Source organism: Pseudomonas sp. 21 (genome assembly GCF_000955805.1).
GTDB lineage: Bacteria > Pseudomonadota > Gammaproteobacteria > Pseudomonadales > Pseudomonadaceae > Pseudomonas.
In genome coordinates, this window is record NZ_JYOA01000010.1 from 74,691 (window position 1) to 96,700 (window position 22,010).

General features: G+C 64.1%; 20 protein-coding genes. 14 read left to right on the top strand and 6 right to left on the bottom strand.

The genetic code is table 11. From position 1 onward, the window contains the following. The first annotated feature begins 54 nt into the window (after positions 1-54). The 8 genes from UB43_RS22320 to UB43_RS22355 all read left to right on the top strand — a co-directional run bounded on the left by UB43_RS22320 (position 55) and on the right by UB43_RS22355 (position 9,254). The gene (locus UB43_RS22320; RefSeq protein WP_045215528.1) at positions 55-804 is read left to right on the top strand and encodes a gamma-glutamyl-gamma-aminobutyrate hydrolase family protein; all 750 of its coding nucleotides are present in this window, start codon (positions 55-57) and stop codon (positions 802-804) included. A 40-nt stretch (positions 805-844) separates the two neighbouring features. Beyond that, positions 845-2,203, top strand: coding sequence for a glutamine synthetase family protein (locus tag UB43_RS22325; protein ID WP_045215530.1), 1,359 nt, complete (start codon positions 845-847; stop codon positions 2,201-2,203). A gap of 61 nt (positions 2,204-2,264) precedes the next feature. Next, positions 2,265-3,632, top strand: coding sequence for an aspartate aminotransferase family protein (locus tag UB43_RS22330; protein ID WP_045215532.1), 1,368 nt, complete (start codon positions 2,265-2,267; stop codon positions 3,630-3,632). A 117-nt stretch (positions 3,633-3,749) separates the two neighbouring features. After that, complete coding sequence (locus UB43_RS22335; protein ID WP_045215535.1) at positions 3,750-4,850, top strand: polyamine ABC transporter substrate-binding protein; 1,101 nt, start codon at positions 3,750-3,752, stop codon at positions 4,848-4,850. A 255-nt stretch (positions 4,851-5,105) separates the two neighbouring features. After that, positions 5,106-6,173, top strand: coding sequence for a polyamine ABC transporter substrate-binding protein (locus UB43_RS22340; protein WP_305728781.1), 1,068 nt, complete (start codon positions 5,106-5,108; stop codon positions 6,171-6,173). Between the two features lie 149 nt (positions 6,174-6,322). Then, entirely contained in the window at positions 6,323-7,477 is a 1,155-nt protein-coding gene (locus tag UB43_RS22345) for an ABC transporter ATP-binding protein (RefSeq protein ID WP_045215541.1), read from the top strand. 26 nt (positions 7,478-7,503) lie between these two features. Then, a complete protein-coding gene (locus UB43_RS22350) occupies positions 7,504-8,385 on the top strand; it encodes an ABC transporter permease subunit (RefSeq protein ID WP_089285861.1) in 882 nt (293 codons plus the stop codon). Next, positions 8,382-9,254, top strand: coding sequence for an ABC transporter permease subunit (locus tag UB43_RS22355; RefSeq protein ID WP_024762146.1), 873 nt, complete (start codon positions 8,382-8,384; stop codon positions 9,252-9,254). The genes UB43_RS22350 and UB43_RS22355 overlap by 4 nt, the downstream gene beginning before the upstream one ends. A gap of 420 nt (positions 9,255-9,674) precedes the next feature. Here the strand turns inward: UB43_RS22355 and UB43_RS22360 are convergent, their stop codons facing one another. Then, a complete protein-coding gene (locus tag UB43_RS22360) occupies positions 9,675-12,062 on the bottom strand; it encodes a penicillin acylase family protein (RefSeq protein ID WP_045215544.1) in 2,388 nt (795 codons plus the stop codon). A 107-nt stretch (positions 12,063-12,169) separates the two neighbouring features. Here UB43_RS22360 and UB43_RS22365 point away from each other — a divergent pair, with 107 nt between their 5' ends. Next, a complete protein-coding gene (locus UB43_RS22365; RefSeq protein WP_045215546.1) occupies positions 12,170-13,219 on the top strand; it encodes an AraC family transcriptional regulator in 1,050 nt (349 codons plus the stop codon). A gap of 3 nt (positions 13,220-13,222) precedes the next feature. Here the strand turns inward: UB43_RS22365 and UB43_RS22370 are convergent, their stop codons facing one another. Then, positions 13,223-13,735, bottom strand: a complete 513-nt coding sequence (locus UB43_RS22370; RefSeq protein ID WP_045215548.1) for a transcriptional regulator — start codon at positions 13,733-13,735, stop codon at positions 13,223-13,225. Positions 13,736-13,823: 88 nt separating this feature from the next. Continuing rightward, on the bottom strand, positions 13,824-14,399 hold the full coding sequence (locus UB43_RS22375) for a DUF6436 domain-containing protein (RefSeq protein ID WP_045215550.1): 576 nt from the start codon (positions 14,397-14,399) through the stop codon (positions 13,824-13,826). Between the two features lie 123 nt (positions 14,400-14,522). Between UB43_RS22375 and UB43_RS22380 the strand changes: the two genes are divergently transcribed. Beyond that, positions 14,523-15,461 (top strand): alpha/beta hydrolase, encoded by a 939-nt coding sequence (locus tag UB43_RS22380; RefSeq protein WP_045215552.1) that lies wholly within the window; start codon positions 14,523-14,525, stop codon positions 15,459-15,461. A gap of 153 nt (positions 15,462-15,614) precedes the next feature. Here the strand turns inward: UB43_RS22380 and UB43_RS22385 are convergent, their stop codons facing one another. Continuing rightward, the gene (locus tag UB43_RS22385; protein ID WP_045215554.1) at positions 15,615-16,355 is read right to left on the bottom strand and encodes a hypothetical protein; all 741 of its coding nucleotides are present in this window, start codon (positions 16,353-16,355) and stop codon (positions 15,615-15,617) included. A gap of 127 nt (positions 16,356-16,482) precedes the next feature. Here UB43_RS22385 and UB43_RS22390 point away from each other — a divergent pair, with 127 nt between their 5' ends. Beyond that, a complete protein-coding gene (locus UB43_RS22390) occupies positions 16,483-17,094 on the top strand; it encodes a 2OG-Fe(II) oxygenase (protein WP_156160476.1) in 612 nt (203 codons plus the stop codon). Positions 17,095-17,106: 12 nt separating this feature from the next. Here the strand turns inward: UB43_RS22390 and UB43_RS22395 are convergent, their stop codons facing one another. Further along, on the bottom strand, positions 17,107-17,655 hold the full coding sequence (locus tag UB43_RS22395; RefSeq protein ID WP_045215558.1) for a DUF6160 family protein: 549 nt from the start codon (positions 17,653-17,655) through the stop codon (positions 17,107-17,109). Positions 17,656-17,911: 256 nt separating this feature from the next. Here UB43_RS22395 and UB43_RS22400 point away from each other — a divergent pair, with 256 nt between their 5' ends. Then, the gene (locus UB43_RS22400; RefSeq protein WP_045215561.1) at positions 17,912-18,406 is read left to right on the top strand and encodes a DUF523 domain-containing protein; all 495 of its coding nucleotides are present in this window, start codon (positions 17,912-17,914) and stop codon (positions 18,404-18,406) included. A 140-nt stretch (positions 18,407-18,546) separates the two neighbouring features. After that, positions 18,547-18,978, top strand: a complete 432-nt coding sequence (locus tag UB43_RS22405) for a DUF4399 domain-containing protein (RefSeq protein ID WP_045215563.1) — start codon at positions 18,547-18,549, stop codon at positions 18,976-18,978. A gap of 206 nt (positions 18,979-19,184) precedes the next feature. Here UB43_RS22405 and serA read toward each other — a convergent pair whose 3' ends face one another. Further along, positions 19,185-20,414, bottom strand: coding sequence for a phosphoglycerate dehydrogenase (serA, locus tag UB43_RS22410; protein ID WP_045215566.1), 1,230 nt, complete (start codon positions 20,412-20,414; stop codon positions 19,185-19,187). 190 nt (positions 20,415-20,604) lie between these two features. Between serA and UB43_RS22415 the strand changes: the two genes are divergently transcribed. Beyond that, positions 20,605-21,999 (top strand): FAD-binding oxidoreductase, encoded by a 1,395-nt coding sequence (locus UB43_RS22415; protein ID WP_024762157.1) that lies wholly within the window; start codon positions 20,605-20,607, stop codon positions 21,997-21,999. The last annotated feature ends 11 nt before the right edge of the window (positions 22,000-22,010 follow it).

The following is a 22,010-nucleotide window of genomic DNA, read 5'->3' on the forward strand; positions in this document are numbered from 1 at the left end:
GAACAAGGCTAAGCTCGGCCTCAAGCCCATAACACTTACAAACACGGGTGTCCCATGTCTCGCCTGCCGTTAATCGGCGTGTCCGCCTGCATCAAGCAGATCGGTTCCAAACCCTACCATGTTGCTGGCGACAAATACCTCAGAGCGCTGATCTCCGGGGCCTCGGGCATTCCTTTGATCATTCCCTCCCTGGGCGATGCCATCGACCAGGAAGACATGTTGGCCGCGTTCGACGGCCTGCTCTTCACAGGCTCGGCGTCGAACGTCGAACCCCATCATTATAGTGGTTCCGCCAGCATTGCAGGCACCCCTCATGATCCCGAGCGCGACAGCACGACGCTGCCGCTGATCCGCCGCGCCGTCGCGGCCGGGATTCCGGTGCTGGGCATCTGCCGCGGCTTCCAGGAAATGAACGTCGCCTTCGGCGGTTCGCTGCACCAGAAGGTGCACGAAGTCGAAGGTTTCATGGACCACCGCGAACCCGCCGGTGAGCCGATCGAAATCCAGTATGGTCTGCGGCACGTCGTCGATGTGCAGCCGGGCGGCGTTTTCGCCGGTATCGGGCTACCCTCGCAGTTCCAGGTCAACTCTATTCACGGCCAGGGCGTTGATCGTCTGGCGCCCGGCCTTCGTGTAGAAGCTCTGGCGCCTGACGGGTTGGTTGAAGCCTTCTCCGTCGAAGGTGCGGCCTTCGCCGTCGGGGTGCAGTGGCACCCGGAATGGCAGGTCGAAACGAACCCCAACTATCTCGCTATCTTCCAGGCATTCGGCAAAGCCTGCAGCAAGAGGGCGGGGAACCGCTGAGTCCGGCGTTGGGGCCGGGCTCTCAAACCCTGAGGTCTTTATGACTAGCAAGTTAGACCAGCTCAGTGGCTGGTTGAAGGAACGCAAGATCACTGAAGTGGAATGCATGATCGCCGACCTGACCGGGATCGCCCGGGGCAAGATCGCGCCGACTGCGAAATTCCTCAACGAGAAGGGCATGCGCCTGCCGGAGAGCGTTCTCCTGCAGACCGTGACCGGTGATTACGTCGAGGACGACATCTATTACGACCTGCTGGACCCGGCCGACATCGATATGGTCTGCCGCCCGGACGAGAATGCCGTGTTCCTCGTCCCCTGGGCCATCGAGCCGACCGCGATGGTCATCCACGACACCTACGACAAGCTGGGCAACCCCATCGAGCTGTCGCCGCGCAACGTGCTCAAGCGCGTGCTCCAGCTGTACGCCGACAAAGGCTGGAAGCCGATCGTGGCGCCGGAGATGGAGTTCTACCTGACCAAGCGCAGCGACGACCCCGACTACCCGCTGCAGGCTCCGATCGGCCGTTCCGGTCGCCAGGAGACCGGCCGCCAGTCCTTCTCCATCGACGCGGCGAACGAATTCGACCCGCTGTTCGAGGACATGTACGACTGGTGCGAGCTGCAGGGCCTGGATCTGGACACCCTGATCCATGAAGAAGGCACCGCGCAGATGGAGATCAACTTCCGTCACGGCGATGCCCTGGACCTGGCCGACCAGATCGTGGTGTTCAAGCGCACCATGCGCGAGGCTGCGCTCAAGCACAACGTGGCCGCGACCTTCATGGCCAAGCCGATGACCGGCGAGCCGGGCAGTGCCATGCACCTGCACCAGAGCATCGTCGACATCAAGACCGGCAAGAACATCTTCTCCAACGCCGACGGCAGCATGAGCGAGCTGTTCCTGCACCACATCGGCGGCCTGCAGAAGCTGATCCCCGAGGCGCTGCCGCTGTTCGCCCCGAACGTCAACTCGTTCCGCCGCTTCCTGCCCGATACCTCGGCGCCGGTGAACGTGGAGTGGGGCGAGGAGAACCGCACCGTGGGCCTGCGCGTACCGGATTCCACCCCGGACAACCGCCGCGTGGAGAACCGCCTGGCCGGCGCCGACGCCAACCCCTACCTGGCCCTGGCGGCCAGCCTGCTGTGCGGTTACATCGGCATGGTCGAAGGCTTCAAACCCAGTGCCCAGGTCAAAGGCCGTGGTTATGAACGGCGTAACCTGCGCCTGCCGCTGACCATCGAGGCCGCCCTGGAATGCATGGAAGGCAGCAAGACCCTGGAGAAATACCTGGGTGACAAGTTCATTCGGGGCTACGTCGCGGTGAAGCGCGCCGAGCACGAGAACTTCAAGCGAGTAATCAGTTCCTGGGAGCGCGAGTTCCTCCTGCTTTCTGTCTGATCGGCGTGGGGTCCGGCGCGTGGCCGGGCCCCGTGTTTCTTAGAGAAGAGGTTTTATCAAGATGACTAACCAGACCAGCGCCAACACCCAACACTGGCAGGCGCTCAGCCGCGATCACCACCTGGCTCCGTTCACCGACTACAAGCAACTGAACGAGAAGGGTGCGCGCATCATCACCAAGGCCGAAGGCGTGTACCTGTGGGACAGCGAGGGCAACAAGATCCTCGACGGCATGGCTGGCCTGTGGTGTGTGAACGTCGGCTACGGTCGCAAGGAGCTTGCTGAAGTCGCCTACAAGCAGATGCAGGAACTGCCCTACTACAACCTGTTCTTCCAGACCGCCCACCCGCCGGTGCTGGAGCTGTCCAAGGCCATCGCCGACATCGCCCCCGAAGGCATGAACCACGTGTTCTTCACCGGCTCGGGCTCCGAGTCCAACGACACCGTGCTGCGCATGGTTCGCCACTACTGGACCATCAAGGGCCAGCCGCAGAAGAAAGTGGTCATCGGCCGCTGGAATGGCTACCACGGCTCCACCGTCGCCGGCGTCAGCCTGGGCGGCATGAAGGCGCTGCACGAGCAGGGCGACCTGCCGATCCCCGGCATCGAGCACATCGCCCAGCCGTACTGGTTCGGCGAAGGCGGCGACATGGACCCGGAAGAGTTCGGCGTCTGGGCTGCCGAGCAGCTTGAGAAGAAAATTCTCGAAGTCGGCGAAGACAAGGTCGCCGCCTTCATCGCCGAGCCCCTGCAGGGCGCGGGCGGCGTGATCATCCCGCCGAAAACCTACTGGCCGAAGATCCGCGAGATCCTCGCCAAGTACGACATCCTGTTCATCGCCGACGAAGTCATCTGCGGCTTCGGCCGTACCGGCGAATGGTTCGGCAGCCAGTACTTCGGCAACGCCCCGGACCTGATGCCGATCGCCAAGGGCCTGACCAGCGGCTACATCCCCATGGGCGGCGTGATCGTTCGCGACGAGATCGTCCATACCCTGAATGAGGGTGGGGAGTTCTACCACGGCTTCACTTACTCTGGTCACCCGGTAGCCGCTGCGGTGGCGCTGGAGAACATCCGCATCCTGCGTGAAGAGAAGATCGTCGAGCGTGTGAAGAACGAAACGGCACCGTATTTGCAGCAACGCTGGCAAGAGCTGGCCGACCATCCCCTGGTAGGCGAAGCCCGCGGGGTAGGCCTGGTGGCAGCACTGGAGCTGGTGAAGAACAAGAAGACCCGCGAGCGCTTCGAAGGCAAGGGTGTCGGGATGCTGTGCCGCGAGCACTGCTTCCGCAACGGTCTGATCATGCGCGCGGTGGGAGACACTATGATTATCTCGCCGCCGCTGGTGATCGAGAAATCGCAGATCGATGACCTGATCACCCTGGCGCGCAAGTGCCTCGATCAAACCGCCGCAGCCGTTCTGTCTTGAGTCTTTCACCGGACCTTTGACAGACTGCGCCTGTGCGTTGGCCAGGCTCACCGGGTGGTGACGGAAGGAGATGTCCACGCCACCCGGAACATCAAAAAAACAAACGGAGCTACCCGCATGTTCAAGACCTTCGGCAAATCCCTGCTCGCTGTAACGCTGGCGGGCGCTGTGGCTGGTATGGCGCAGGCAGATGACAAGGTGCTGCACGTCTACAACTGGTCGGACTACATCGCACCGGACACGGTCGACAAGTTCACCAAGGAAACCGGTATCAAGGTCGTCTACGACGTCTACGACAGCAACGAAGTGCTGGAAGCCAAGCTGCTGGCCGGCAAGTCGGGCTACGACATCGTGGTGCCGTCCAACTCCTTCCTGGCCAAGCAGATCAAGGCGGGCGTGTATGTGCCGCTGGACAAGTCCAAGCTGCCGAACTGGAAGAACCTGAACCCGGACATCATGAAGACCCTGGAGATCAGCGACCCGGGCAACCAGTACGCGATCCCCTACATGTGGGGCACCATCGGCATCGGCTACAACCCGGACAAGGTCAAGGCCGCGCTGGGCGACAACGCCCCGGTGGACTCCTGGGACCTGGTGTTCAAGCCGGAAAACATCCAGAAGCTGAAGGCCTGCGGCGTGAGCTTCCTCGACTCGCCGACCGAAATGCTCCCGGCGGCCCTGCACTACCTGGGCTACAAGCCGGATAGCCAGGACCCGAAAGAGCTGAAGGAAGCCGAAGCGCTGTTCCTCAAGATTCGTCCGTACGTCTCCTACTTCCACTCCTCCAAGTACATTTCCGATATCGCCAACGGCAACATCTGCGTGGCCATCGGTTACTCGGGTGACGTTTACCAGGCCAAGTCCCGCGCTGAAGAAGCCAAGAACAAGGTCACTGTGAAGTACAACATTCCGAAGGAAGGTGCCGGCGCGTTCTTCGACACCGTTGCCATTCCGAAGGATGCCGAGAACCAGGAAGCCGCGCTGAAGTGGATCAACTTCCTGCTCGAGCCGGCCGTCATGTCCGAGATCACCAACGTCGTGCAGTTCCCGAACGGCAACGCCGCGGCCACCCCGATGGTGAGCGAGGCGATCCGCAACGACCCGGGCGTGTATCCGACTCCGGAAACCATGAAGAAGCTGTACGCCTTCCCGGATCTGCCGGCGAAGACCCAGCGTCTGATGACCCGCAGCTGGACCACCATCAAGTCCGGCAAGTAATCGGGTAGTCGCTGCCGCCTGACGCGGCAGCGGATGGTCCGGGACAGCGGCGGGGGAGTGCCCTCCCTCGCCGCTACCGGCAGCAACAAACAGCTTCCATCGGTGGAATGGCTGCGCAAGCCCTGGCGCTCTCGTGCTGATGAAGGGTTCGGCGCTACCCACGGACCGGCCGTCGAAACCCCGGCAGCAACCGACTGAAGTAGTAAAAAACAACGAGAGGACTCACGTGTGCGCATTCCCTTCCGCAGAACCCTGATCGCTGCAGTCTCCCTCTTCGGCCTGACTTCGCTGGCCCAGGCGCAGCAGACCGTCCACATCTACAACTGGTCGGACTACATCGGTGAAACCACCCTCGCCGATTTCGAGAAGGAAACCGGCATCAAGCCGGTGTACGACGTCTTCGACTCCAACGAAACCCTGGAAGGCAAGCTCCTGGCCGGTCGCACCGGCTATGACGTGGTCGTGCCGTCCAACCACTTCCTCGGTCGCCAGATCAAGGCCGGTGCGTTCCAGAAGCTGGACAAGAGCCAGCTGCCGAACTGGTCGAACCTCGACCCGCACCTGATGAAACAGCTCGAGGCCAACGACCCGGGCAACGAGTACGGCGTGCCGTACCTGTGGGGCACCAACGGCATCGGCTACAACGTCGAGAAGGTCAAGGCCGTGCTGGGTGTCGACAAGATCGATTCGTGGGCTGTGCTCTTCGAGCCCGAGAACATGAAGAAGCTCAGCCAGTGCGGCGTCGCCTTCCTCGATTCGGGCGACGAGATGATGCCGGCTGTGCTCAAGTACATGGGGCTGGACCCCAACAGCACCAATCCGGATGACTACAAGAAGGTCGAGGAGAAGCTGATGGCGGTGCGTCCGTACGTCACCTACTTCCACTCCTCCAAGTACATCTCGGACCTGGCCAACGGCAACATCTGCGTTGCGGCCGGTTTCTCCGGTGACGTATTCCAGGCCGCCAACCGCGCCAAGGAAGCCGGCAAGGGCGTGAACATCGCCTACGCCATTCCCAAGGAAGGCGCCAACCTCTGGTTCGACATCCTCGCCGTGCCGAAGGATGCCTCCAACCCGAAGGCGGCCCACGCGTTCATCAACTACCTGCTCAAACCCGAAGTGATCGCCAAGGTCAGCGATTACGTCGGTTACGCCAACCCGAACCCCAAGGCTGGCGAATTCATGGATGAGTCCGTGCGCAACAATCCTGAGGTGTACCCATCCCAGGAGGTTCTCGACAAACTCTTCGTGCAGCATGAGCTGCCGCCGAAGATCCTGCGCCTCATGACCCGTTCCTGGACCAAGATCAAGTCGGGCAAGTAAGACGGTTTTCCCCAAATCCGTCCGCGCGGGCACGGAGCGTCGGAGAGCCTCTCGCAAGGTTTTCCGGCGCACGTAAACTGCGCCAGCCCTGTAATACCAAGCATGCCCGGCCGCGGGGGCCGGGCCTCTATGATTTGGGAGTTGTGGTAATGGCAATAGCCTCCGGTGCCTACAAGAAAGCCTTGAGTGGCGACCAGAAGCCTAAAGAGGTTCTGGTAAAAATCGACCGGGTCAGCAAGCAGTTCGACGAAACGCTGGCTGTGGACAGCGTGTCCCTGGACATCAAGAAAGGCGAGATCTTCGCCCTGCTGGGTGGTTCGGGTTCGGGCAAGTCGACCCTGCTTCGCATGCTGGCTGGTTTCGAGCGTCCCACTGAAGGTCGCATCTTCCTCGATGGCCAGGACATTACCGACCTGCCGCCCTATGAGCGGCCGATCAACATGATGTTCCAGTCGTACGCCCTGTTCCCCCACATGAGCGTGGCGCAGAACATCGCCTTCGGCCTCAAGCAGGACGGCCTGCCCAAGGCCGAGATCGACAAGATCGTCGACGAGATGCTCAAGCTCGTACAGATGACCCAGTACGCCAAGCGCAAGCCGCACCAGCTCTCCGGTGGCCAACGTCAGCGCGTGGCCCTGGCCCGCTCCCTGGCCAAGCGTCCGAAGCTGCTGCTGCTCGACGAGCCCATGGGCGCCCTGGACAAGAAACTGCGTTCGCAGATGCAGCTTGAGCTGGTCGAAATCATCGAGCGCGTGGGCGTGACCTGCGTGATGGTGACCCACGACCAGGAAGAGGCCATGACCATGGCCCAGCGCATCGCCATCATGCACCTGGGCTGCATCGAGCAGATCGGCAGCCCGATGGACATCTACGAGACGCCGGCCAGCCGCCTGATCTGCGAGTTCATCGGCAACGTCAACCTGTTCGACGGCGAGATCGTCGAAGACCTGCAGGACCACGCGGTCATCGCCTGCCCGCAGCTGGAAAACCCGATCTACATCGGCCACGGCATCAGCACCCGTGCCGAGAACAAGCGCATGACCTACGCACTGCGTCCTGAAAAGGTCATGGTCAGCGCGCAGAAGCCGGAAAACCTCGAGCACGAAGGCTTCAACGTCGCCCAGGGCACCGTCCACGACATCGCCTACCTGGGCGGTCACTCGGTTTACTACATCAAGCTGACCTCCGGCTTCATCGTCCAGGCCTTCATGGCCAACGCCGAGCGCCACGTGGCGCGCCCGACCTGGGACCAGCCGGTTTACATCAGCTGGTACGACGACAGCGGTGTGGTACTGCAATCATGAACATCAGCAAATCGCTCATGAAACGCCTGCCGAACGGCCGGCATGCCGTGATCGGTGTGCCGTTCTTCTGGCTGTTCCTGTTCTTCCTGCTGCCCTTCGCCATCGTGCTGAAGATCAGTCTGGCGGCAGCGGACGTGGCCATTCCGCCGTACACCGAAGTGTTCCAGTACGCCGACCAGACCCTCCAGGTCGTGATGAACCTGGGCAACTACCTGATGCTGACGGACGACCCGCTCTACATCGACGCCTACCTGGGCTCGCTGAAGATGGCGGCGATCAGCACTTTCCTCTGCCTTGTGATCGGTTATCCGATGGCCTACGCCATCGCCCGCGCCAGCAAGGAAATGCAGACCGTCCTGCTGCTGCTGATCATGATGCCGACCTGGACGGCGATCCTGATCCGCGTTTACGCCTGGATGGGCATCCTGTCCAACAACGGCCTGCTCAACAGCTTCCTGATGTGGCTGGGCATCATCAACGAGCCGCTGACGATCCTGAACACCAACTTCGCGGTGTACATCGGCATCGTCTACTCGTACCTGCCCTTCATGGTCATGCCGCTCTACGCCAACCTGGTGAAGCACGACATGAGCCTGCTGGAAGCCGCGTCCGACCTCGGCGCGCGCAGCTTCACCAGCTTCTGGAAGATCACCGTCCCACTGTCCAAGAACGGCATCATCGCCGGCTGCATGCTGGTGTTCATCCCGGCGGTGGGCGAGTTCGTGATCCCGGAACTGCTGGGCGGCCCCGAGACGCTGATGATCGGCAAGGTGCTGTGGCAGGAGTTCTTCAACAACCGTGACTGGCCGGTGGCGTCTGCCCTTGCCGTGGTGATGCTGGCCATCCTGATTATCCCCATCATTCTCTTTAACAAGAACCAGGCTAAAGAGCTGGAGGGCAAGGTATGAACAAGCGTTGGTCGTTCTCCAACATCATGCTGGTGTTGGGCCTGCTCTTCATCTACGTGCCGATGATCATCCTGGTCATCTACTCCTTCAACGGCTCCAAGCTGGTGACCGTCTGGGGCGGCTGGTCGGTGAAGTGGTACGTCGGCCTGCTGGACAACCAGCAGCTGGTCGGTTCGGTGTTCCGCTCGCTGGAGATCGCCTGCTACACCGCGATCTCCTCGGTGGCCCTGGGCACCCTGGCGGCCTTCGTGCTGACCCGCATCCCGCGCTTCCGTGGCCGCACGCTGTTCGGCGGCATGGTCACCGCGCCGCTGGTCATGCCCGAGGTCATCACCGGTCTGTCGCTGCTGCTGCTGTTCGTCGCCATGGCCCAGCTGATCGGCTGGCCGCAGGAGCGCGGCATCGTGACCATCTGGATCGCCCACACCAGCTTCTGCTCGTCCTACGTGGCGGTGGTGGTGTCGGCGCGTCTGCGTGAGCTGGACCTGTCCATCGAGGAAGCGGCCATGGACCTGGGCGCCAAGCCCTGGAAAGTGTTCATGCTGATCACCATCCCGATGATCGCCCCGTCGCTGGCGGCGGGCGGCATGATGTCCTTCGCGCTGTCGCTGGATGACCTGGTACTGGCCAGCTTCGTGTCCGGTCCTGGCTCCACCACCCTGCCGATGGAAGTGTTCTCCGCCGTGCGCCTGGGCGTGAAGCCGGAGATCAACGCCGTCGCCAGCCTGATCCTGCTGACCGTTTCGCTGTTCACCTTCTTCGCCTGGTACTTCACCCGTCAGGCCGAAGAGCGTCGCAAGCGTGCGATCCAGGAAGCCATGGAGTCCAACGCGACCGATTGGCAGAAGGGTTCGACAGCCACCGCCTGACGCCGTCTTGTCGGCCGGTAGTATCCGGCGATTGTCGAACCACGGGCCACCTTCGGGTGGCCCGTGTTTTTTTGCTCACACGTTATTCCGAAGTGCTTGGAATATCGGGACTTATCGGAAAAATCCGTGGGTAGGAAAGACTCGCTCCCAGAGGATTGCGAACTACTCTTTAAAGCGTTCGGTAGCGCTTTCCGGTCTCCCCCCGAACCAGGACCGGGCGGCGCCGTCGGCAAACCTTCAGTGATGCCTATGGCACTCCGTGCGGGAGATGGCGCGTAATACAACACCCCGACCTATCCCTAGGGGGAATATCGCGCCAGGGAGCTCCGGCATCTCCCGCAACACTCTCAACATCGCACCAATGAAAAACCCCGCAGAGGCGGGGTTTTTCATTTCCGGGTGGATCTTGTCGAGGGCGCTTCAGCGACGGACGGGAATCAGCCGCAGGATGCCCTTGGTGTTGGCCTTCACCTCGTTGTCGTCATAGTGCTGTGGCAGGTACTGGCCTTCGATGTAGGCCTCGGCCTGGTCGTCGTAGTGCTTGTCGAACGGCACGCCGCTCTGGCCCACCGGGTTGATGCCCAGGCTGTGGGCCGGGTCGGCGAAGTCGATCAGCCGACGGGTGGACGGGCCGTAGACCACCTGCCAGGGTGCCGGGCCGACGCGGGCGGAGAGGTTGTTCGGCACCTCGTGGCCGCCAGGAGCGGCGAACGGGCCGACGTTGAAGAGGCGGTCCAGTGGCTTCTGCTGGCCCAGCGGATGACTGTGGGTGAGAGTGTGCGCCTTGCCCCACTGCCACTGCTTCGAGTCCTGGCCGAGCTTGGCGCGCAGGTGCGCCAGGCTGTCCTTCCAGGCGGCCTTGACGATATCGGCGCGGGTTTCCTTCTGCGGGGTCTTGCGGTTGTCCCACCAGGGCGAGTTCTCGTCGGCAGCCAGGCGCGGCAGGGCCACGTCGAGCACGCGGGTGGACAGCAGGTTGTCGAAGAAGGCGTCGCCCATCTCGTCGCGCATGGCGCCGTCGGCCACCTGGTAGAGCAGCTGGTTGAACACCGTGGCGGTCACGGAATCCAGCGGATGGTCGCCCTGCCAGTTGGCCAGGTTCTCCACCAGCGCCTTCTCTTCGTCGGTCGCCGCGGCTTCACGCAGGATCGGCAGCAGCGGCTTGAGGAAGCGCGGGCCATAGCCGGTGGAAGTGTCCAGTTGCAGCGCCTGGCTGTTCTGCAGGTCCCACTTCACCGAGTCGTCGGACAGGCGCTTGTTCAACTGCTGGCCGCGATCGGGCAGGTTGTAGTAGCCCGGCACCGGGCGGCCGTTGGCCGGCACCGGCTGGAAGTTGGCGGAGACGATGTAGCCACGCGGCGGGTTCTCTTCCTGCGGGTTCTCGCTGAAGGGGTAGAAACCGCTCTTGTCGGCCTGGCCACTGGCGCCGTCGAGGAGGAAGTTCGGATTGACCCCGTCCGGGCGCACCGGCAGCTGCGCCGAGGCCCACCAGCCGATGTCGCCGCGGGCGTTGGCCCAGACCACGTTGAGGCCCGGCGACTGGATCTTCGAGGCCGCGCTGCGGGCCTTGGCCAGGGTGTCGGCGCGGTTCAGCTCGTAGAAGGCGTCGAGGATCGGGTTCTGCGTTTCCAGGAAGGCCCACCACATGGAGACCGGCGTCTTGCCCGCGGCGGTGCCCAGCGCGTCGTTGACCAGCGGGCCGTGGGGTGAACTGCGCAGGGTGATCTTCACCGGCGCCTCGCCCTTCACCGCGATGCTCTGCTCCTCGCTTTTCAGGTCCGTCCACTGGCCGTGGTACCAGACCTGGTTGGGGTTGTCCGGGTTGACCTTCTCGGCGACCAGATCGACGTCGTCGTTCTGGAACATGGTCAGGCTCCAGCCGAACTGCAGGTTGTGGCCGAGCGAGGCGAAGGGGTTGAGCGCCTGGTAGTGGCCGTACAGCTCGAAGCCCGGCGCGCTGGCCTGCATCTCGTACCACACCGCCGGCACGGCGAAGCGGATGTGCGGATCGCCCGCCAGCAGCGGCTTGCCGCTCCTGGTGCGGCCACCGGAAACCGCCCAGGCGTTGCTGCCCTCGAACTGCGGCAGGCCGGCCTTCTCCAGCGCCGCGTGGCTCAGCCGGGCGATGGCGCTCAGGTCCTGCCAGTCGGCGGCGGCCAACGCCTTGGGAGTCATCACGCCTTCGGGATGCCAGTCGAGGTCGAAGACCTTCAGGTAGTCCGCGCCCAGTTCGTCGCGCACATAGGTCAGCACCGGCTCGGTGCGGAAGGCGGCGGCGAAGCTGTAGGCCATGTAGCCGGCGACGCTGACGGTGTCCTCGGGCGTGAAGGGGCGCTTGGGAATGCCGAGGATGTCGAACTCCACCGGGCGCGGGTGGCTGTCCTGGAACTGGTTGACGCCATCGAGGTAGGCGACCAGAGCCTTCCAGGCCGGAGAGTTCTTGTCCTGTCTGGCCACGTACTCGGCGGCATGGTCGCGGATGCGCAGGCTGCGGAACATGCGGTCGGTGTCCACCAGCTTGGGCCCGAGCACCTCGGCCAGCTCGCCACGGGACAGACGACGGAGGATTTCCATCTGGAACAGGCGGTCCTGGGCATGGACGTAACCGATCGCCCGGTACATGTCCTCCTCGCTGCCGGCCTTGATGTGCGGCACGCCGCGCTCGTCGTAGCGAACCGTGACTTCGCTGGCGAGACCGGCCAGGGGCAGTTGTCCGTCGCGTACCGGCTGCTTGCCGTGCAGGTACCAGCCGGCGCCCGCCGCGGCAGCGGCGACGACGACAGCGAGGACAGTCAAAGTGCGTTTCATGCGGCAACTCCTTGTTGTTATGCGGCGATTTTGCAGTGGATACCGCTCGTCGCTCATTGACCAAACGTCTCGCTACTGGAATTCTCAGGTCAATCCCTGGAGTGACCATGGCCGCCCCCGAGCTGAACTTCCCCGCCACTCCGGCGCTGACCCAGTCCGCCACCCTGCGCCGCCAGTTGTACGAGGCGCTCTCGGTGCTGGGCTTCGACCCCACCGATATCTACCGCCAGGCGCTGCAGAAGGTGCGCCTGCCGCCGCCGGCGCAGAGCGGTCGTCTGGTGCACGACGACGCCCCCTTGTTCTGGACGACGCTTGACGAAATTACCGGCGATGCCGATATCGGCCTGCACCTGGGGGAGGCGATGAAGCCGCGCCTGCTGGACGTGGTCGGCTACCTGCTGATGGCCAGCAGCGACCTGCGCGAAGCGCTGCACAGCTTCCTGCGCTTCCAGCACATCCTCTCCGGCGGCTTCGCTGCGCAGATGCGCGAGGAGGGCGAGCAGGTACGGCTGATCCTCGACCTCAACTATCTGGGCACCAGCAACCTGCGCCAGCAGATGGAGTGTCTGATGCTGCTGTTCCTCAAGCTGCTGGCGCTGATCACCGACGATGAATTCCGCGTCCAGGCCATCGAATTCCGCCATCCGCAGCCGCGCCGGCTGAGCGAGCACCGGCGGCTGTTCGGCCTGACGCCGAGCTTCGGCAAGCCCCATGACGCCTTGCTGTTCGACCGCGCGCAAATGGCCCGGCCGTCACGCACCGGCAACCCCGTGCTGCACCAGTTGCTCACCGAGCACGCGCGGGAACAGCTGGGCACGCTGGACGAGAACGACCTGCTCAATCGCCTGCGCTACCTGATCGCCATACGGCTGGGGGAGGAGGAGTGCACCCTGCAAAGCTGCGCCCGTGAGCTGGGCGTGCGGCCGGGGCTGCTGCAGCGCAACCTGGCGAGCCGGGCGCAGACGTTCAGGGAAGTGCGGGAGGAGGTGCGCCGGCAGCGTGCCGCGCAGTTGCTGGAGCAGGGCGAGGCGATCCGCGAGGTGGCGCGGGCCTGCGGCTTTGCCGAGCTGTCGCCGTTCTATCGCGCGTTCAAGCGCTGGTATTCGGTGCCGCCCGAGCGCTATCGCCAGCGCCTGCTGGGCGGCACCGAAGGCTGAGGATTACTCGGCCAGCGGGATTTCGCGGCTGACTTCCAGCAGCGCCATGGCGTCGAGCTGGTCTTCGACCTGCAGGAAGCGCAGGGCGCGCTGCGGCGAGACTTCCTTGGCGATGCGCTTGAGGTACTTCTCCTTCAGCTCCTGACGGTCGTCCTGCAGCTCCAGCACCTGCTTCTGCAGCTTCGCCGCGTCGTCGTTGCTGACCGAGCCGGTGTTATAGCTGTTGGCGTAGTCGATGATGATCGCCAGGGTCTGCTTGCTCAGCTTGTCCGCCTCGGTGCGGTAGCTGTTGTAGATCGGCCAGAACTTCTCGGTTTCCTGCGGGGTGAGCTTCATGTTGGCTTCGACGATGCGCTTGCGCTTGTAGTCGATGTCGGCGATGCGGTTGTTGATGGCCTGCTTGTGTTGCTCCATCACCTGTTTGCTGTTGGGGGCATCTTCGGCGTGGGCGGCCAGGGGCAGCACAAGCCCGGTGGAGAGAACGGCGCAGAAGGCGAGGGCGGAAGGAAGACGCATGCGAAAAGCTCCTTGGTAGCGAGCGGCCCTTCATGGGCCGGCGATCCAAGTGTAGTCACGGATTGGCCATCGTCTTCGTTGATGCGGCTCAGTGCTTTGCGCCATCCCAGGGGCAATAGCAGCCCACCGCCAGGGTGTGGGTCGCGTGGACCTGGCGGCCGCCCACCAGGGCATCGAGGATCGGCTCGATGAAGCTGTTGCCCGAGGTGCACACCGCACCTTCGCTGTAGGGGCCGAAGTAGGCCAGCTTGCCCTGGGCATCCCAGATGGCCACGGCGGGGCTGGCGGGCAGTTGCTCGGCGCCGGGCAATGAGTCCAGCGCGCGCATGGCGTTCAGCGTGTCGGGCAGGTGGCCGCGGCTGCCGGGTTTCTGCACGGCGAAGAACTCAACGCCCTGCGGGCCGAAGCGCTGGATCAGCTCGGCGAGGTGCTGCTGGTTGCCGACGTTGCACGGGCAGGCCGGGTCCCAGAAGTGCACCAGGCGGATCTTGCCGGGGCCGGCCAGTTGCGCGGGCAGCATCAGGTGGTCGCCGGAAAACAGCTGCGGCTGTTGGCTGAACGGGCGGATGAAGCGGTTTTCGTACCACCAGTAGGTGGCGAGCAGCGCGCCCAGGCAGAGCGCGGCGATCAGCCAGGTGAGCAGCGATTTTCGGCGTGTGGACATGGCGGCGACCAGTGACAGAGTCGGTAAGATAGCCGACAAGCTTGCCACGGGGGCGAGCGCGGCAGAATATCCCGCTGCTGCACGCGCTCCTTTCTCCACCCGCCTGTCAGAAGCGAAACGCCCATGCCTGAAGCCTTCCAGCCCGATCTGCTGCGCACTCTGCTGCGACCTCTGACCGCAGAGGCGAACGAGGTCGGCATCGCGCTGTATCAGCATTTCTACGGCTTGGACCTGCACGCCCGTCACCCCGGCCTGCAGAGCCGGCTGGGCACCTTCGAGGCCGGCGGCTACCAGATCGCCGCGCAGTACTGGCGACCGGTGCTGGCGCGGGGAACCGTCGTCCTGCTGCACGGCTACTACGACCATATGGGCCTGTACCGCCACGTGATCGACTGGGCGCTGGGCATGGGCTTCGCGGTGCTGGCCTGCGACCTGCCGGGCCACGGCCTGTCGGGTGGCGCCGCCGCCAGCATCGGCGACTTCGCCGAATACCAGGTGGTGTTGGGCGCCCTGCTGGGCCAGGCCCAGGAATTGGACCTGCCGCAACCCTGGCATCTCTGTGGGCAGAGCACCGGCGGGGCGATTCTGCTGGACTACCTGCTCACCGGTGCGCCGCGCCCGGAACTGGGCCGCACTATCCTGCTGGCGCCGCTGGTGCGACCACGGGCCTGGGGCTGGTCGAAGTTCAGCTACCAGCTGCTGCGGCCGTTCGTGGATTCGATTCCGCGACGCTTCAGCGAGAACTCCAATGACGCCGAATTCCTTTCCTTCCTGCGCGACCGCGATCCGCTGCAGCCGAAGATCCTGCCCACGGCCTGGGTCGGCGCGCTGGCGCGCTGGATTCCGCGCATCGAGGCGGCCGGCCACGGCGCGCAGAGCCTGCTGGTGGTGCAGGGCGACGCCGACGAGACGGTGGACTGGCGCTACAACCTGAAGGTGCTGGAGGACAAGTTCGAGAAGATCGAGTGCCTGCTGCTCACTGGAGCGCGACACCACCTGGCGAACGAGAGCGAAACGCTACGCAGGCGTTACTTCGATTTTCTCAGTGAGCGAATGGCATAGCGGGGATGATGCGGGGAAGGGGCCGCTGTGGTCGAGGGTGTGTCCCTACACTCCTTGCGCCATGATCCTCAGGCGCCACCCTCTGTACAGCGGGTGCCATTCTAGGAGGGGCGTTCCTCGGAGTGGTCCTCAAGCGCGGTAGGTCTTTTCCGATCACTGCCCGCTGGAAGAAACCGATAATCCTGCCTTAAGGGCGGCCAGGGCGGCGCGGTAGTAATTGCGGCCGGCCGGCGACTCGCTGAAATCGGCGAACTGCCCCAGCTCGGCATCGCTCAGGCCGCGATAGACATACAGCAGGGTGTTGTCGAGATCGGCGCCGATCTGGCTCATCAGCTTCTGCCGCTGGCCTTCGAGCATGCCCTGGGTGGTGCCACCACCGAGCAGGCCGGGGAGCATCTGGCTGAGGCTGTCGGCGGCCACGCTGGCCAGCGCCAGGCTGACTTCGGCGCCGGCTTCGCGGGCCGGCAAAATCTGGCTCAGGCGATGGACGATCTGCTTGCGCGCATCGCTGGCCTGCTGGCGCGGCAGGCCATTGGCGTACTTCTGCAACTGGTCGCTGCGGGTGGCCAGGGTTTCGGCGCCGGCGACCTTGCGGCCCAGCGGGGATTCGAAGAAGTTCACCGCCGCGGTGCTGTCCGGCAGGTTCTGGCGCAGGCCGTTGAGGGCGCGCTGGTCGATGTCGGCGGGGGCGAAGCGCTGGTTGCTGTTGTCCACCAGCGTCTGGTACAGCGCCGGCGGCAGGTTGCCCTGGTAGCGCTTCTGCGCGGCGTGCAGGGCGTCATTGAAGTGCGCTCGCTGTTCCGGCCAGCCCGCGGCCTGGTACAGGCGCTGGTAGTCGTCGGCCAGGGCAGGCATGCCCAGTACAAGAAGGGTGAGGGCCAGCAGTACGCGCATTGCAACTCCTTTTGGGCGGCAGGGATCGCTCGCCGGGGGCTATTGTCGGCAAGGCTTGCCCTGCTTGTCGAGACACTGGCGCCAGACGTTACAATACGCCATGCATTTCGACCCCCCTTCTCCATTCATGCAAGGCCCCCTCCTGCAACGCATCGTTGACGACCTCGCCGACAAGGGCTGGTCGCAGCAGGACGCCTTCCTTCCCGACGCCCTGATCGCCCGACTGGCGACGGAATGCCGTGCTCGCGATGCGGCCGGCAAGCTGGCCTCCGCCGCCATCGGCCGAGGTGAGGGGCAGGCGGTGCGCGAAGGCATTCGCGGTGACCGCATCCAGTGGCTCGAGCCCGGCCAGTCGGAGGCCTGCGACCTTTACCTGGGGGCGCTGGACGCGCTGCGCCAACAGATCAATCGTTCGCTGTACCTGGGCCTGGAAGACTTCGAGGGACACTTCGCGCTCTATCCGCCCGGGGCGTTCTACCAGAAGCACCTGGACCGCTTCCGCGACGATGACCGCCGCACCCTTTCCGCCGTGTTCTACCTCAACCGCGACTGGGCGGTGACGCAGGGCGGCGAATTGCGCATGTACCTCCCCGACGAACGGACACTGGACTTGCCGCCGCTGGCCGGCCGGCTGGTGGTGTTCCTCTCCGGCGAGTTCCCCCACGAGGTGCTGCCGGCCACCCACGAGCGTCTGTCGCTCACCGGCTGGTTCCGCCGTCGCGGCGACGCCCCGCGCTGAACGCCGGGGGCGTCAGTGGCCCCAGATCTTCAGGGTGCCGCTGATGTCCTGGATGTCGCGCACTTCGATGCTCCCCAGCTTGCCGCCGCCCACGTAGAGATCGCCGGCCACGCGCAGGCGGATGGTCTGCGACGGCAGTCCGCTGGCATTGAGCTGCTGGTTGATGGTGGTCAGGTCGGGCAGGGTCAGCGCCAGTTGCTGCTGGCCGCCGGCGCCCTGCACCACGTCTACCTGCAGGGTCGGCTGCTCGACACCGAAGATCGGCAGGCTCAGGCCCAGCTGCGCGGGGCCGTAAGGCAGGCTGCCGCCACGCCCGTCGGGGCAATCGCCGGCACTCACGCATCCGTTGTCGATGAACACATTGCGTAGCGAGACGCTGCCTCCGTCGTCGTTCCACGCCACGCTGTCCATGTGCGCGAGCACGTCGGCGCGGATGCTGATGCCGTCCTGGCCGGTGACGGCGCCCAGGTGCTCGTTGTCCAGTGCCTGGAGTTCGGCGAAGGCCAGCGGCAGATAGGACAGCGCGGCGAGGGTGGCGGTGCAGAGCAAGAGACGCGGCATGAGGGAGGCTCCATGGCGATTGGCCGATGCGCGAGTCTGGGCGGCGGCTTGCCGGGCAGCCAGTGCCGGGCGGCTGTTCCCGTCGAAGGTTGTGTTTCACCGCTGTGCCGACGATCGGCGCGCCGCTCAAGGACCCGACTTTCGGCGGGCCGGAAACCTGTTGCGACAGACGCGCCGATGAAAGTTGCGTTACCCGGCGTGACCGGCAAACGGCGAGCGGCTAGTCTGTCCCCTTCCAAAAGGGAGTGATTCGCCTATGCAGAAGGTTCTCGTCAGCCGCTGCCTGCTTGGCCATCGCGTCCGCTACGACGGCGGCGCGCACGGGCCGTTCGACCTGCTATCGCGCTGGCTCGACCAGGGGCGGGTGGTGGCGCTGTGCCCGGAAGTCGCCGGTGGCCTGCCGACGCCCCGCGCCCCGGCGGAGATTCCTGGTGGCCAGGGCATGGCGGTGCTGGAGCGCGCCCGTCCGGTGATGACGGTGGAGGGCGAAGACGTCAGCGACGCCTTCCTGCTCGGCGCCGAGGAAGCCATGGCGCTGGTGCGCCGCCACGACATCCGCCTGGCGGTGCTCAAGGCGCGCAGCCCTTCCTGCGGCAACCGCGAGAACTACGATGGCAGCTTCAGCGGCCAGAAGGTCGCTGGTGAAGGTGTCACCGCTGCCGCCCTCAAACGCATGGGCGTGCTGGTGTTCAGCGAGGAAGAGCTGGATGCCGCCGCCGTCTGTCTGGCCGGGCTGGAAGCCGGGGGCTAGAGCGCTCGCCGTCACTCGAAGATGCACTATTTTGCTTGAGCCTCGCGCCCTGGCGCCTATGCTTGTGCGTTCCATGCGTGAGGCGGGGCCGGCCTGAGCGGGTCCTTCGCCTTTCGATTTCCATGTAGAAGGAGAAGAACATGAGAACCCTGCTGCCTTGCCTGGGCCTTGCCGCGCTGCTCGCCGGCACCTCTGCCGTTGCCGCCGATATCCCGCGTACCCCGGCTCCGGAAGGCGCGAAGGTGTACTTCATCGAGCCGGCCGACGGTGCCACGGTGGACAAGACCTTCACCGTCAAATTCGGCCTCAAGGGCATGGGCGTTGCGCCCGCTGGCGTGGACTCGCCGGCCACCGGCCACCACCACCTGCTGATCGACCTCAAGGAGCAGCCGGCGATGAATATGCCGCTGCCGATGACCGACCAGATCAAACACTTCGGCAAGGGCCAGACCGAGACCCAGGTGACCCTGCCGCCGGGCAAGCACACCCTGCAACTGCTGGTGGGCGACAAGAACCACGTGCCGTTCGACCCGCCGGTGGAGTCGCAGCAGATCACCGTCACTGTGAAGTGATGGCTGATTGATGCCGGGCTGGCATATGCGTGGGAGCGGACTTCGTCCGCGATAGGTTTCGCATCGCATCGCATCGCATCGCATCGCGCCACATCGCGCCGGACGCCAATCGCGGACAGAGTCCGCTCCCACACGGTTCGACGCGCCGGAGTCAGACACAAAAAAGGAGGCCCGAAGGCCTCCTTTTTCTTTACCGCAATCAGCGCTTAGAACAGAACGCGGCTGCGGATGGTGCCGTTGACGTGCTGCAGTTTCTCCAGCGCCAGGTCCGAGTACTCGGCGTCGACGTCGATCACCACGTAGCCGACCTTGTCGTTGGTCTGCAGGTACTGGCCGGAAATGTTGATGCCGTTGTCCGCGAACACCTTGTTGATCTCGCTCATCACACCCGGGATGTTCTCGTGGATGTGCAGCAGGCGGTGCTTGCCCGGGTGCGACGGCAGGGCCACTTCCGGGAAGTTGACGGAAGATACCGAGGTACCGTTGTCGCTGTACTTGACCAGCTTCTCGGCCACTTCCAGGCCGATGTTGGCCTGGGCTTCGGCGGTGGAGCCGCCGATGTGCGGGGTCAGGATCACGCGATCCAGGCCACGCAGCGGGCTTTCGAACTCGTCGTCGTTGGACTTGGGCTCGACCGGGAACACGTCGATGGCGGCGCCGATCAGGTGCTCGTCCTTGATCGCGGCGGCCAGGTGGTCCAGCTCGACCACGGTGCCACGGGCGGCGTTGATCAGGATGCCGCCTTTCTTGATGGCGCGGATTTCCTTCTCGCCGATCATCCACTGGGTGGACGGCAGTTCCGGCACGTGCAGCGAGACGATGTCGGACATGCCGAGCAGCTCGTGCAGGTTGCCGACCTGCTGGGCGTTACCCAGCGGCAGCTTGGTCACGGTGTCGTAGAAGAACACCTGCATGCCCAGCGCCTCGGCCAGGACCGAGAGCTGGGTGCCGATCGAGCCGTAGCCGACGATGCCCAGCTTCTTGCCGCGGATCTCGAAGGAGTTGGCTGCGGACTTGATCCAGCCGCCGCGGTGGCAGGAGGCGTTCTTCTCCGGAATGCCGCGCAGCAGCAGGATGGCTTCGGCCAGCACCAGTTCGGCGACCGAGCGGGTGTTGGAGTAGGGCGCGTTGAACACGGCGATGCCGCGCTCGCGGGCCGCATTCAGGTCGACCTGGTTGGTACCGATGCAGAAGCAACCCACCGCGATCAGTTTCTTGGCCGCGTCGAAGACTTCTTCGGTCAGCTGGGTGCGGGAGCGGATACCGATGAAGTGGGCATCGGCAATCTTTTCCTTCAGCTCGTCACCGGACAGTGCGGTCTTGAGGTACTCGATGTTGGAGTAGCCGGCCGCCTTGAGGGTGTCGACGGCGTTCTGGTGCACGCCTTCAAGGAGAAGGAATTTGATCTTGCTCTTGTCGAGAGAAGTCTTGCTCATCTGCTTTGAACCTGTAGTCCCGGGATGTGGCGAGAAATTGAACAGCTCAGGCCGGACCGGCCGGTGCCAAGCTTGGCGCCAGGTGGCGATCTGCGTGGGGTGCGTATGCTAGCATGTTCTCCCTTTTCCTTGCCCGGTTGCGACCTGAGCTGTTCTCAGGACGACCATGAACCATTTGAGAGTTCCTCCAATGACCCGCGACGCCCTGATCGAATCGCTCAAGCCCCTGCTGGATGCCGGGAAGCTGCTGACAGACGCCGATTCCCTCGACACCTACGGCAAGGATTGGACCAAGCATTTCGCCCCGGCACCCCTGGCGATCGCCTTCCCCAAGAGCACCGAGCAGGTCCAGGCCATCGTCCGCTGGGCCAATGAGCACAAGGTCGCGCTGGTTCCCTCCGGTGGCCGCACCGGGCTCTCCGCCGCTGCCGTCGCGGCCAATGGCGAAGTGGTCGTGGCCTTCGACTACATGAACAAGATCGTCGAATTCAACGAATTCGACCGCACCGCGGTTTGCCAGCCGGGCGTGATCACCAAGCAGCTGCAGACCTTCGCCGAAGAGCACGGCCTCTATTACCCGGTGGACTTCGCCTCGTCGGGTTCCAGCCAGATCGGCGGCAACATCGGCACCAATGCCGGCGGGATCAAGGTCATTCGCTACGGCATGACCCGCAACTGGGTAGCCGGCATGAAGGTCGTCACCGGCAAGGGCGACCTGCTGGAGCTGAACAAGGACCTGATCAAGAACGCCACCGGCTACGACCTGCGCCAGCTGTTCATCGGCGCCGAAGGCACCCTGGGCTTCGTGGTCGAGGCCACCATGCGCCTGGAGCGCCAGCCGAAGAACCTCACCGCGATGGTCCTCGGCACCCCGGACTTCGATTCGATCATGCCGGTGCTGCATGCCTTCCAGAGCAAGCTGGACCTGACCGCCTTCGAGTTCTTCTCCGACAAGGCCCTGGCCAAGATCATGGCCCGTGGCGACGTGCCGCCGGCCTTCGAGACCGACTGCCCGTTCTACGCGCTGCTGGAATTCGAGGCGACCACCGAGGAAGTGGCCAACGAGGCGCTGGCGACTTTCGAACATTGTGTAGAGCAGGGCTGGGTGCTGGACGGCGTGATGAGCCAGAGCGAGCAGCAGCTGCAGAACCTGTGGAAGCTGCGCGAGTACATCTCCGAGACCATCTCCCACTGGACGCCGTACAAGAACGACATCTCGGTCACCGTCAGCAAGGTCCCGGCCTTCCTCAAGGACATCGACACCATCGTCGAAGCCAACTACCCCGACTTTGAAGTCGTGTGGTTCGGCCACATCGGCGACGGCAACCTGCACCTGAATATCCTCAAGCCCGAGAACCTGAGCAAGGACGAGTTCTTCGCCAAGTGCGCGACCGTCAACAAGTGGGTGTTCGAGACCGTGCAGAAGTACAACGGCTCGATCTCCGCCGAGCACGGCGTGGGCATGACCAAGCGCGATTACCTGGGTTACTCTCGCTCCGAGGCTGAAATCGGCTACATGAAGGCGGTCAAGGCGGTGTTCGACCCGAACGGGATCATGAACCCCGGCAAGATCTTCGCCGAGTAAGTCGCAGCATA

Excerpts from the sequence above, each read along its gene's own strand:
- UB43_RS22320 (WP_045215528.1), top strand. The coding sequence starts at position 55 with ATGTCTCGCCTGCCGTTAATCGGCGTGTCCGCCTGCATCAAGCAGATC.
- UB43_RS22325 (WP_045215530.1), top strand. The coding sequence starts at position 845 with ATGACTAGCAAGTTAGACCAGCTCAGTGGCTGGTTGAAGGAACGCAAG.
- UB43_RS22330 (WP_045215532.1), top strand. The coding sequence starts at position 2,265 with ATGACTAACCAGACCAGCGCCAACACCCAACACTGGCAGGCGCTCAGC.
- UB43_RS22335 (WP_045215535.1), top strand. The coding sequence starts at position 3,750 with ATGTTCAAGACCTTCGGCAAATCCCTGCTCGCTGTAACGCTGGCGGGC.
- UB43_RS22345 (WP_045215541.1), top strand. The coding sequence starts at position 6,323 with ATGGCAATAGCCTCCGGTGCCTACAAGAAAGCCTTGAGTGGCGACCAG.
- UB43_RS22355 (WP_024762146.1), top strand. The coding sequence starts at position 8,382 with ATGAACAAGCGTTGGTCGTTCTCCAACATCATGCTGGTGTTGGGCCTG.
- UB43_RS22360 (WP_045215544.1), bottom strand. The coding sequence starts at position 12,062 with ATGAAACGCACTTTGACTGTCCTCGCTGTCGTCGTCGCCGCTGCCGCG.
- UB43_RS22365 (WP_045215546.1), top strand. The coding sequence starts at position 12,170 with ATGGCCGCCCCCGAGCTGAACTTCCCCGCCACTCCGGCGCTGACCCAG.
- UB43_RS22370 (WP_045215548.1), bottom strand. The coding sequence starts at position 13,735 with ATGCGTCTTCCTTCCGCCCTCGCCTTCTGCGCCGTTCTCTCCACCGGG.
- UB43_RS22375 (WP_045215550.1), bottom strand. The coding sequence starts at position 14,399 with ATGTCCACACGCCGAAAATCGCTGCTCACCTGGCTGATCGCCGCGCTC.
- UB43_RS22380 (WP_045215552.1), top strand. The coding sequence starts at position 14,523 with ATGCCTGAAGCCTTCCAGCCCGATCTGCTGCGCACTCTGCTGCGACCT.
- UB43_RS22385 (WP_045215554.1), bottom strand. The coding sequence starts at position 16,355 with ATGCGCGTACTGCTGGCCCTCACCCTTCTTGTACTGGGCATGCCTGCC.
- UB43_RS22390 (WP_156160476.1), top strand. The coding sequence starts at position 16,483 with ATGCAAGGCCCCCTCCTGCAACGCATCGTTGACGACCTCGCCGACAAG.
- UB43_RS22395 (WP_045215558.1), bottom strand. The coding sequence starts at position 17,655 with ATGCCGCGTCTCTTGCTCTGCACCGCCACCCTCGCCGCGCTGTCCTAT.
- UB43_RS22400 (WP_045215561.1), top strand. The coding sequence starts at position 17,912 with ATGCAGAAGGTTCTCGTCAGCCGCTGCCTGCTTGGCCATCGCGTCCGC.
- UB43_RS22405 (WP_045215563.1), top strand. The coding sequence starts at position 18,547 with ATGAGAACCCTGCTGCCTTGCCTGGGCCTTGCCGCGCTGCTCGCCGGC.
- serA (WP_045215566.1), bottom strand. The coding sequence starts at position 20,414 with ATGAGCAAGACTTCTCTCGACAAGAGCAAGATCAAATTCCTTCTCCTT.
- UB43_RS22415 (WP_024762157.1), top strand. The coding sequence starts at position 20,605 with ATGACCCGCGACGCCCTGATCGAATCGCTCAAGCCCCTGCTGGATGCC.